The following is a 9,203-nucleotide window of genomic DNA, read 5'->3' as shown; positions in this document are numbered from 1 at the left end:
CGCGACGGCCAACTCCGCGATGCGGCGGCGCGCTTCAAGCAGCATCGGATGGTTGAACTGCCCGGGCGCTCCGATCCCTTGGCTGAAGTCCCCGGGGCCGAAGAAGATCATATCGAGTCCCGGCAGCTTGACGATGTCCTCCAGCTCGTGGAGCGGCTCCGGGTCTTCGATCTGCAGGATGTTGAAGCGCTGCTCGTTCGCCTGCCGGAAGTAATCCAGGAGGTCGATGTTGCAGAACGCGCCGTCCGCATTGCCTCCGTCCACCGGTCGTCGGCCGAGCGGATGGAATTTCGTGTGGCGCACGACGGTGCGGGCATCCTCCAAACTCATGACGTGCGGCACCATAATGCCGGTCGCGTCCATCTCGAGCGGCCGGACCAGATCGCTGTAGCTGCCCCGCGCCACGCGGACGATGATGTCGACGTTGTACGCCTTGGCGGCCAGAATCTGCTTCTCGATCGCCGACCAGTCGTTCGGCACGTGCTCCATGTCGGTCCAGACGCAGTCGACGCCGGACATCGCCGCGATCTCCACCACCCGGGAGTCGTACAGATTGAGCTTCGTGCACAGCGCGACGCCGCCGCTCTTCAGCTTGGCGAGCACGCGGCTCGGTTTCATGGCGAATGGTGCTGGTTGCATGATCAGTTCCTCCCCAGTGTCCCTTTGTTATTTAGCACTCGCGGATCTCTTCCAGGCGCACGAGGCGTCCGCCCTCGTCGCGGCTGCGGATGCCGGCGATGACCATCTTCATCAGCTCGACGGTTTCCTCGAACGGGAACGGCCGGACGCCGGTTCGCAAGAAGTCGACGAACGCTTGCAGCTGAGCCTTGAAGGAGTAAAACGAGTCCTTCATCGATACGAGCGCATGATCCTGCGTTCCGCACAGCTGCAGCACGCCGAACGAGCCGTACATGTCGGCGATCGCGGTTACGATGACCTCCGCTCCGCTCGCGTGCTTGAAATGGACGACGTTGCTGTCCTTGGTACCGACGTTCTGAGCCGAGAGGAACCCCGGGCCGAGAATCGGATAGAGGCCCTCCAACGCATGAATGCCGTATCGCTCCCAGCTCTTGGGCGTCGTGATCGTAGCAAAGCGGATCGGGCCGAGATTGTTCGTAGACAGCCGATACGGCGCGTACTCCTTGCAATACCGCATCGAGCTGGACGACAGGATCGCCCTGCCTTCGGCGACCCAACGGCAGAACGTTTGCAAGTCGGCTTCGTTATCCACGAGCGGTTTGTCGACAAACACCGGCAGTCCAGCCTCGACGAACGGGCGGCACCGCTCGACGTGCTCGTGGCCTTTGTCCGTGGCGATGACGACCGCGTCCACGTGGCCGATTACGTCTTCCGGCCGCTCTGCGACATGTGGAATGAGCGAGGCTCGTGCGACATGTTCGGCGTCCAGCGGATCGTCCGTCCAGATGTGGGTTACCCGCGCGCTTTGAATCTGGAGCGTTTCCTTCGATTCCTTGTTCAAGTAAGCCGGGATTCCCGGAAAGGGGCAGCCCGCCATCACATCGGGGTCGTACCCGTTGAACATCGCGCTCCACGAATACGGATGCCCGTTGCCGTCCACCATGCCGAGCATGGCGAGGCGGATCGGGTCGCTTGCCGCTTGTACCTTTTGACTTGCGCTCATGACTGGCTGCCTCCCTTTGCAATTAGTTCCAGCGATCCTCCTGCGGCATTCGACCGGCGCAGCGCTTCCGCCGCATAGAGCGGGTAGATCCCGTCCTCCAGCGTGCTGATCGGCTTGGAGCGGCCTTGCAGCACCTCGACCAGATGCGCCACCGCGTTCGCGATGGAGCTCGACCGTCCCGACAGCCGCGTCTCCTCCTCCTGCAGTGCCAGCTGCGTCAATCCCTGCTGCACGGGATGCTCTTCGACGCAGTAGAACCGGATCTGGTCGCCGCCCTGACGAATCTCGATCCTCCCTTTCTCCAGGAACAGATCCAACTCGAAGAGGACGTAGTCCCGATCGTCGAAGCCTTCGGCATAGCCGGTCGCCTCCCCGCCCTCCAGGGTGAAGGCGAAGGAATAGGTCGGGTCGTCCAGAGCATCCAGACGAGTCGGCACTCGCCGCAGCACCTGCACACTTTCCACCGGTCCCGCGATGAAGCGGACGAGGTCGAACAGATGGGAGCCGGTATTGGAGATGCCTCGGGTATATTTCAGATGGACGGTCTTGAGCCGCCCGTAACGTCCGGAGCGGATCGCCTCCCGAACGCGGACGGCGCCATAACTCCAGCGTCGCGACAAATTCACGAGAACCGTACGGTTGTGCCTCCCCGCGAGGGCTACGATCGCTTCCGCCTCCCGCGTCGTGTTCGCCACCGGCTTCTCCAGGAAGATAACCGGGGCGTCCGAGCCCTCCATGACGGACCGCAGCAGGTCGAGGCGAACATGCGGCGGCGTGCAGATGCTTACGATATCCAGCCGATGCCGGCTCAGCATCTCGCCGAGATCCAGGTAGAACTTCGCCTCCGGAGCCACTTCGGCCAGCCGGTCTCCCTGCTCCTGACGGACACCGACACCGGCGACGAGGTTGATGTCCGGATTCAGATGATACGCCAGCGCATGGCTCTGAGGCATCGCCTTCCTCGGAATGTCGAACTGCAGGCCGATTTTGCCTAGTCCGATAACAGCGGCATTGAACATAAAGGTTTCGCCTCGCTTACTCTTGGCGATTGATCACGACGAGCTTCAGCTCCATCATGTCCTGCATCGCGTATTTGACGCCTTCGCGCCCCATCCCGCTCTCCTTCACGCCCCCATAGGGCATCTGATCCACACGGAAGGTCGGAATGTCGTTAATCATCACGCCGCCGACGTGCAGCTTCCTGGCCGCGCGCATCGCCGTCTCGAGCTCGTTCGTATAGATGCCGGCCTGCAGGCCGAAGCGCGATTCGTTCACGGCGGCGATCGCTTCATCGATGTCCTTCACGCGGTTGATCGCCACCACCGGCGCGAACGCTTCCTGGCAGCTCACCTTCGTCGCGGCGTCCACGCCGAGAAGGACGGTTGGCTGGACGAGGCTGCCCGACCGTTCGCCGCCGCAGGCTACCGTCGCCCCGTGCTCCGCGGCCTCCCGGATCCAGTCGACCGCACGCATCGCGTCCCGTTCCGTGATCATGGCGGAGATGTCGGTCGTGACTTCCAGCGGATCCCCAAGTCGGAGCCGCTTCGTCCGCTCGACGAACTGCCGGACGAACGGTTCATAGACGGCTTCGTGTACGTAGACGCGCTGCAGCGAGATGCACACCTGCCCTTGGAACGAGAATGCGCCGGTGACGCAGCGGTCGATGATTCGCTCTACGGTGGCACTGCGGTCGATGATAAGCGCCGAGTTGGAGCCAAGCTCGAGCGTGACCCGCTTCAGGCCCGCCTTCGCCCGGATCGCCGCCCCGACCTCGGGGCTGCCGGTGAAGGTCACCTTCTTCACCCGCGGATCGGTGACGAGCTGCTCACCGACCGTGCTGCCTCGGCCGGTGACGATATTGAGCGCACCGGCCGGCAAACCCGCCTCGTGCAAGAGCTCGGCGATGAAGTAGGCGGACAGCGGTGTTTGGGTCGCCGGCTTGAGCACGATTGTGTTCCCTGTCGCGATCGCGGGGCCGACCTTGTGCGCGACGAGATTGAGCGGGAAGTTGAACGGCGTGATCGCCCCGATGACGCCGAGCGGCTCGTAAACGGTATAGCCGAAGCGGCCTTCTCCGCCCGGCGCGGCGTCGAGCGAGAGCGTTTCGCCGTGGATGCGCTTCGCCTCCTCGGCGGCGAACTTGTACGTCTGAATCGTCCGCTCCACCTCGAGGCGCGCGGCCGATATCGGCTTCGCGGCTTCCCGCGCGACGAGCGCCGCCGCTTCTTCGGCGCGCTCGGTCAGCCGCTGGACGAGCCGCTCCAGGATGGCGGCGCGCCGGTGCGCGGGCATGCGCGCCATCTCCGGCGCGGCCCGCTCGGCGGCGGCGATGGCGCGGTCCATCTCCCCGGCGTCGCCGTCGGGGATGAGCGCCAGCTGCTCGCCGGAGTAGGGGCTGTAGAGCGGCTTGTAGGCGATCGCCTCCACCGCCTGCCCGCCGATCCATAAGTGCTTGTGCATCGTAGTCGTGTCCTCCTCTAGGCCCGGCCTTGCCAGGCCGCCGTGTAGATGGCGTGAATGTCCGCCCGTGCGAGGGCGAGCGGGCTGCGGGCGAGCAGCCGCGTCTGGCGGCCCGCGTCTTCGGTCAGCGCGTCCAGGTGGGACGCGCCGATCCCGTAGTCGCGCAGACTGGCCGGCAGGCCGACGTCGCGCGTCAGCTCGTGCAGCGCGGCGACGAAGGCGTCCGCCGCCCCGCCCGCGCCCGCGGCGCCCTCGGCGCCGGCTGCGGCCTCGGCGGCGCTGGCCGCGGCTGCCGGCGCGGGGTCCGCGCCGTCACCCTGCAGGGCACGCAGCAGGTCGCCCATGCGCCCGCCGCAAGCCGGCGCGATGCGCGCCATGACGTACGGCAGCAGCGCCGCGTTCGCCTCGCCGTGAGGCACGTGGAACTGGCCGCCCAGCGGGTAGGCCAGCGCATGCACGCCCGCCACGCCCGCGTTGAAGAACGCGAGCCCGGCGATATAGCTCGCCTGGCTCATGTCTTCGCGGGCGGCTATGTCGCTCCCGTCCCGCACGGCCCGCCGGATCGACCGGCCGGCCAGGCGGACGGCATGCAAGGCCAGCGCATCGCTCGTCGGAGACGCGTGCACCGACAAGTACGCCTCGATCGCGTGCGTCATCGCGTCGATGCCGGTCGCCGCCGTCACGCGCGGCGGTACCGACACCGTCAGCTCGGCGTCCACAATCGCCGCATCCGCGCTCAAGTACTCGTGGACGACCACGTCCTTCGTCTGCGCGAGCGAGAGCACGGCGATGTTCGTCACCTCCGAGCCGGTGCCGGACGTCGTGGGCACGAGCAGCTTGGGCAGCCCGCGCCGCTCGATCCGCCGGTGGCCGGTCAAGTTCAAGTAGTCGGCCACCGCCCCATCATGGGCGCTCAGCACGGCGGCGAGCTTCGCCAGATCGAGCGCGCTCCCGCCGCCGAGCCCGACGACGAGGTCGTAGCGCCCTTCGCGCGTATAGGCGACGAGCCGCTCGGCCAGCGCCAGGCTCGGCTCCGGCTCGATCTCGGCGAATACGTCGAGGCGGGCGCCGCCTTGCCGGATCGGCTCGGCCAGCCGCTCGGTCACGCCGAGCTTCGCCAGCACCGGATCGGCGATCAGCAGCACGCGCTCGGCCTCGTAGCGGCGCACCTCCTCGGCCAGCCTCGCGGCGGCGCCCCGCCCCACGAAGCTGCGCGGCGGAAATATTAACATGCTCCCTTGCTGCATTGCGCTCCCACCCTTCTCTTAGCTTCCACAGACTATCCATGAGTCCATCTGCGTCATATAGTCGTGAATCGGTGTCGCGTTGGTGTCGATCCCCCTCCCATCGCTGCCAACTACACGCCTATTCCCGAGCGCCGCTCCAATATGTTAGGCAAACTTTACAAATAAGCGGCCCAAACTAACTATTTCCGCCCCATTTCAGGCATTTCCATCGAATAGTAAAGCAAACCTTCGTTAATAGTTAAGTCCACTTGCCTTAATAGCTAAGTTTGCTTTACAAAAGGACCGGAACAGGGGGGGAAAGCACAAAATTAGTAAATTTACTTGGCTTATTAGTTTAGATTCATTAACAAGCCTGCGGCCCATCACCATCCCCTACCCCTTCAGCGCCCCCATCGTGATCCCCTTGGTGAAATACTTCTGAAAGTACAAGAACAGCGCCAGCACCGGCAGCGTCGCCAGCACCGCCCCGGCCATCGCCACACCGTAGTTGATCTCGAGGTCCGACACCTTCTGCGCCACCTTGACCCCCACGGGCAGGGTGAAATGCTTCATGTCCTTCAGCACGATAAGCTGCCAGACGTAGTCGTTCCAGGAGTTGACGAAGGTGAAGATGGCAAGCACGCCGAGTCCCGGCTTGGACAGCGGGAGGATGACGCGGAGGAACGTCTGCCATTCGCTGCACCCGTCGATCTTCGCGGCTTCGATCAGCTCGCCCGGGAGCGTCTGCATGAACTGCTTCAGCAGGAAGACGCCGAACGGCCATCCCACAATGGGCAGCAGCACGCCCCAATGTGTATTGATCAGATGCAGGTCGTTCATCATCATGAACAGCGGGATGAGCAGCACCGTGTGCGGAATCGTCATGGAAGCGATCATCGCCGCGAACAGCCACTTGGAGCCTTTGAACCGGATTTTGGAAAAGGCGTACGCCGCCATGGCGCTGGTAGTCAGCACGAGCAATGTAGCGACCACCGAGATGAAGACGCTGTTGTACAGCCAGTGCCACACCGGGAATTTATTGAACAGCAGCTGGTAATTGGCTAATGTGGGCTTAGCCGGAAACCATTCCGGCGGAATTTGCAGGGCGACCTTGAGCGCTTTGACCGACCCGGTCAGCATCCAGTAGAACGGCCACAGGAAGAACAGCACGAAGACGGCCAGGATCGCGTTCACCGTATAGAGAGGCAATTTTCTAAGCAGCATGGAGGCGTCGCCCCTTTCATTCGTTCTTTCAATGGTCTAGTACTCCACGTCGGACTTAAACACGCGGAATTGGAGCACCGCGATCAGGCAGATGATGACGCACAGCACGATCCCCATGGCGTTCGCGATGCCGAAGTTCATGTTCACGAACGCTTCTCGGTAGATGAGCATCATGATCGTCGTCGTCTTGTACGCCGGTCCGCCCCCGGTCATCAGCAGAATAATGGCGAAAATCTGGAACGCTCCGATCGTCCCGGTTACGACCACATAGAGCAGCGTCGGCTTCAGCATCGGCAGCGTGATCGAGAAAAACGATCGGAGCTTCCTCGCTCCATCGAGGGAAGCCGACTCGTACAGATCGGCCGGGATGCCGTTCAGCGCCGCGGTGAAGACGACGATCGAGCTGCCGATCGACGTCGTAATCAGAATGAGGGTGATCGCGAAGTACGCCCAATCGACCCCAAGCATGTTGACCGGCTGCAGGCCTATAGACTTGAGCACATAATTGATCAGCCCGAACTGGTTGTTGTAGATGTACTCCCATACCATGGCGATGCTGACGAGCGAAGTAACACCCGGTATATAGAAGGTCGCTTTGAGAAACGACTGCATTTTGTTCGATTGGTTGTGGATCATGACCGACAGGATGAGGGATAGCACCGTAACCGCCGGCACGAGGCAGATGACGAACGTAAGCGTATTGCGGATCGCCTTGCGAAACAGCTCATCTTGAAAAATCGTGACGTAATTGCCGAAGCCGGTCCAGTAGTACTCGGTATAGTCGAAGCCGTACAAGCTGGATTTAATGGAGGATCCGATCGGGTAAACGACGAAGGCAAGGAAGAACACCAGCATGGGCGCCACGAACAGCCAACCGTTTATTTCCCGGCTCAACTGCAAGCGTCCCATTCGTTTCGGTCTCATAGTCATGCTCCTTTCCGCTAGGCTGTCGGCCGGATGCAGGGAGAGGCGGCGGTCCGGTCCGCTTGGAGGGTCGTGCCCCGCCGCCCAATCTGCTGCTACTTGGTGTATTTTTTGATTACGTCGTTGAACTTCTTGGAAATGTTGTCGATTGTCTGCTTAGGCGTCGAGTCCTTGATGAACATCTTCTGCATCTCCGGGAACATGGCGGCCCGCATCTCCGGATACCCCTTGATCCCGAAGCCCGGATCGACGATCGGCCAATCCTTCGCCTTCGTCGCGAGCTTCGCCAGGAATTGCAGCTCCGGATCGCTCTTGGTCCATTCCGGCGCCGGACCGAACGGGTTGAACACTTTGCTCGCGGTCGCATAGACGCCGCTCTCGACTTGCGCCCAGTACAGGAAGCGCTTCGCCCATTTCTCTTTGACCGGATCGTTCTTCTTGAAGACGACCCCGAAGCCGGTCTCCATTTTCAGCGCCGATTGGCCCTTCTTCGGCGACGGGTAATTGACATACATGTACTCATGCGGCCCGACCACACTGCCGTCCTTCAAGCCGCTCGTCACGATCTCGGCGTGTGCCGCGGTGCCTACGACCATACCGTTCTTCTTTTGCTTCCAATAGTCGAGCGCATTGACCGAGGAGATCGTCTCCGGATGCGGGGTGACGAGTCCTTCGTCCACGAGCGATTGGAAGAACGCCAGCGCCTGCTCTCCCTCCGGCGTGTCGGCGGCCGTGTACTTGGTGTAATCCGCATTGAACAGCTTCGCCCCGAACGCGGTGATCGTGTTGTAATACAACTGGTCGCCTTGCTCGTTCAGCGCGAAGGCCGTCAAGCCATAAACGCCCTTGTCCTTATTGGCCACCGCCTTGAGCGCGGCCTTGAATTCCTCCGGCGTCCATGTGCGGAACTCGTCCTTCGGCAGCAGGTTCTCCGCGCCCGCTTCCTTCCAGATCGATTTGTCCAGAATGAGGGCGACCAACGTCGACGAGAACGGCATCGTGACGATATTGCCGTTGACGGCTACCATCTTCATGACGTCGGGGTTCTTCTTCACTTGTGCGAGCAAATCCGCCGGAATCGCGTCGTCGAGAGGCGCGAGGGCGTTCATCTGCCCGTAGGCGAGCGTGCGGCCCGGGTAATCGAACAGAATGTCCGGCGTCGTCTTGGAGGCGATTGCGGTCGTCACCTTCTCGTTCACGCCCTCGAACGGCACCATCTCTACGTTGATCTTCGCGTTCGGATACACCTTGTTCCATTCCTTGATCAGATCGTTTTTGATCCAATCGCCCGGCTGTTGACCGGGCAGCGTGCCGGTCGGCGTCGACCACAGGGTGAGCTCGACCTTCTCGTCCTTGTTCAGCTCTCCCGGCTTCGCCGAAGTGGTGGCGGACGGCGCGGACGAACCGGCAGGCGTGGAGCTGGCGGCCGGCTTCTCGTTCGAGCTGCTGCAGCCGATTACGGAGCCCGCCAGGGCGACCGAGAGCAGCAGGGTGCCCCATGTACGGGGGCTCGCGATTTTTTTGACCGGTTGGGTCATCATCTGGCTTGTTCCTCCCTTTTTGAGTGAGTTATGCGACCACCTGCGGCTGGCTGGGATGACTGTCGTGGCCCGCAAGCGTTTACATGAACACGGTATCACGCGTTCTCCGAGGACGACTAGGTGAAATATGGCGGGATTCGGGTGGATTCCTACGATTCGCCTTCCGATGAGGGATTTTAGACCGGT

At 62.3% G+C, this 9,203-nt stretch carries 8 protein-coding genes; all 8 read right to left on the bottom strand.

Annotated features, from left to right (window positions below; all coding sequences use genetic code 11):
• Window positions 1–639 (bottom strand): HpcH/HpaI aldolase family protein (locus tag ACI5FR_RS29970; RefSeq protein ID WP_405461331.1); only part of this gene is annotated, 639 nt, incomplete at its 3' end.
• A gap of 31 nt (window positions 640–670) precedes the next feature.
• Window positions 671–1,642 carry a Gfo/Idh/MocA family oxidoreductase gene (locus ACI5FR_RS29965; protein ID WP_405461330.1) on the bottom strand — a complete coding sequence of 324 codons (972 nt, stop codon included), beginning with the start codon at window positions 1,640–1,642 and terminating at the stop codon, window positions 671–673.
• Window positions 1,639–2,661: a Gfo/Idh/MocA family protein gene (locus tag ACI5FR_RS29960; RefSeq protein WP_405461328.1), complete on the bottom strand. Its 1,023-nt coding sequence runs from the start codon at window positions 2,659–2,661 to the stop codon at window positions 1,639–1,641. The genes ACI5FR_RS29965 and ACI5FR_RS29960 overlap by 4 nt, the downstream gene beginning before the upstream one ends.
• A gap of 16 nt (window positions 2,662–2,677) precedes the next feature.
• Entirely contained in the window at window positions 2,678–4,102 is a 1,425-nt protein-coding gene (locus tag ACI5FR_RS29955) for an aldehyde dehydrogenase family protein (protein WP_405461326.1), read from the bottom strand.
• A gap of 17 nt (window positions 4,103–4,119) precedes the next feature.
• Window positions 4,120–5,349, bottom strand: a complete 1,230-nt coding sequence (locus ACI5FR_RS29950; RefSeq protein ID WP_405461324.1) for an iron-containing alcohol dehydrogenase — start codon at window positions 5,347–5,349, stop codon at window positions 4,120–4,122.
• 372 nt (window positions 5,350–5,721) lie between these two features.
• A complete protein-coding gene (locus ACI5FR_RS29945) occupies window positions 5,722–6,552 on the bottom strand; it encodes a carbohydrate ABC transporter permease (protein ID WP_405461323.1) in 831 nt (276 codons plus the stop codon).
• A 36-nt stretch (window positions 6,553–6,588) separates the two neighbouring features.
• Window positions 6,589–7,476 carry a carbohydrate ABC transporter permease gene (locus ACI5FR_RS29940; RefSeq protein WP_405461321.1) on the bottom strand — a complete coding sequence of 296 codons (888 nt, stop codon included), beginning with the start codon at window positions 7,474–7,476 and terminating at the stop codon, window positions 6,589–6,591.
• Window positions 7,477–7,571: 95 nt separating this feature from the next.
• Window positions 7,572–9,017, bottom strand: coding sequence for an ABC transporter substrate-binding protein (locus tag ACI5FR_RS29935; RefSeq protein WP_405461319.1), 1,446 nt, complete (start codon window positions 9,015–9,017; stop codon window positions 7,572–7,574).
• Window positions 9,018–9,203 lie beyond the last annotated feature (186 nt).

This window comes from Paenibacillus sp. HJGM_3 (assembly GCF_045062745.1).
In the GTDB taxonomy this organism is placed as follows: Bacteria; Bacillota; Bacilli; order Paenibacillales; family NBRC-103111; genus Paenibacillus_AA.
The sequence above is the reverse complement of the archived record's forward strand: the minus strand, read 5'-3'. Positions and strand labels throughout refer to the sequence as shown.